Source organism: Paenisporosarcina sp. P4_E4_2, assembly GCF_056401595.1.
Genome location: NZ_JBFUJC010000479.1, coordinates 1 through 1,741 on the forward strand (window position 1 = coordinate 1; position 1,741 = coordinate 1,741).

General features: G+C 42.2%; 1 protein-coding gene. It reads left to right on the top strand.

All coding sequences use genetic code 11. The annotated features are described in order from the left end of the window. Nucleotides 1-184: 184 nt before the first annotated feature. A complete protein-coding gene (gene mnmE, locus AC1DSB_RS18865) occupies nucleotides 185-1,570 on the top strand; it encodes a tRNA uridine-5-carboxymethylaminomethyl(34) synthesis GTPase MnmE (protein ID WP_477587371.1) in 1,386 nt (461 codons plus the stop codon). Nucleotides 1,571-1,741: the final 171 nt, after the last annotated feature.

Sequence of the window (1,741 nt, forward strand, 5' to 3'; positions counted from 1 at the left end):
CCATTAAAGTAATGGACAGCGGACCTTGACGTCACTTGACGAAAAGGTCCGTTTTCTTGTTGTCGAAATGACGTTTGCGACTTTCGATTTTAGTGATTTTATGCTATTGTTGTATGTTAGAGAATCATGACCGTTTTTTCAGTTATCCACATGTGGATAACTAGTAGACAGGAGGTGGGCGATCATGGAATTCGATACGATTACTGCGATATCCACACCAATGGGTGAAGGAGCAATTGCGATTGTGCGATTAAGTGGATCAGAAGCAGTTTCCATAGCTGATCAAATTTTTCGTTCGCCTGAAGAAAAAAAATTAAGTAGTCAAGCATCACACACGATCCATTATGGACATTTAATAGAGCCTGAATCAGGCGACGTAGTAGAAGAAGTCATGTTGTCTTTAATGAAAGGTCCAAAAACCTTTACACGAGAAGACGTAGTTGAAATAAATTGTCACGGAGGTATCGTTACCGTAAATCGAGTGTTGCAGTTAGTACTGAGACATGGTGCTCGATTAGCGGAGCCGGGAGAATTCACGAAACGTGCATTTTTAAATGGACGTATCGACTTATCTCAAGCAGAAGCTGTTATGGATTTAATTCGTGCCAAGACCGATCGTGCAATGAATGTTGCACTAGGTCAAATGGATGGAAAATTATCACGACTCATTGCCAGTTTGCGACAAGCATTGTTAGAAACTTTGGCACAGGTAGAAGTGAACATCGACTATCCAGAGTATGATGATGTGGAAGAAATGACATTGCCCATGATTATTGAAAAGTCATCTTGGGTGAAACAAGAAATTGAAGGGTTATTGCGTACTTCATCTCAAGGGAAAATATTAAGAGAAGGCTTATCTACTGTCATTATCGGTCGACCGAATGTAGGGAAGTCCTCTTTATTAAATAGTTTAGTGCAAGAAAATAAAGCGATTGTTACCGATGTAGCGGGGACAACACGTGACATTATTGAAGAGTATGTAAATGTCCGTGGCGTACCGTTAAAGCTCATTGATACTGCCGGGATTCGGGAAACAGAAGACATTGTTGAACGAATCGGTGTAGAACGCTCCAGACAAGTTCTTAAACAAGCTGATTTGATTCTTTTGGTACTGAACCATTCGGACGAKCTAACACCTGAGGATGAGCGTTTATTTGAAGCAATCGAAGGCATGGACTTTATTGTGGTAATCAATAAAACCGATTTAGAGAAGAAAATCGATAGTCAACGTGTAGAAGAACTTGCAGGGAACCGAAAAATCGTGACCACTTCTTTATTACAAGAAGAAGGAGTGGATCAGCTAGAGGAAGCAATTGCTTCATTATTCTTTGAAGGATCTCTGGAAAGTGGTGATTTGACGTATGTCTCAAATGCTCGTCACATTGCTTTATTGCACCAGGCAAAACAAACGATTGAAGATGCAATAGACGCAGCCCATGCTGCCGTGCCAATCGATATGATCCAAATCGATGTCACCAGAACGTGGGAAATTTTAGGTGAAATTACTGGAGATACAGTAGAAGAAAGTTTGATYGACCAACTGTTCTCCCAATTCTGTTTAGGGAAATAAGTGGAACGAAGGCTAAGTTCGCCGCGTCCTTGCGGCAACACCTTCATGACCCACATCCTGTGGACCCAAGTTGAATGCGCCACTTTAGCTCGACACCGGCGCTGGAAGCAAGGTTTCCTTTGCGACGAGTAACCGCAGGAGTCAACCGATGTGCGAAAGCCTGCTTTCGCC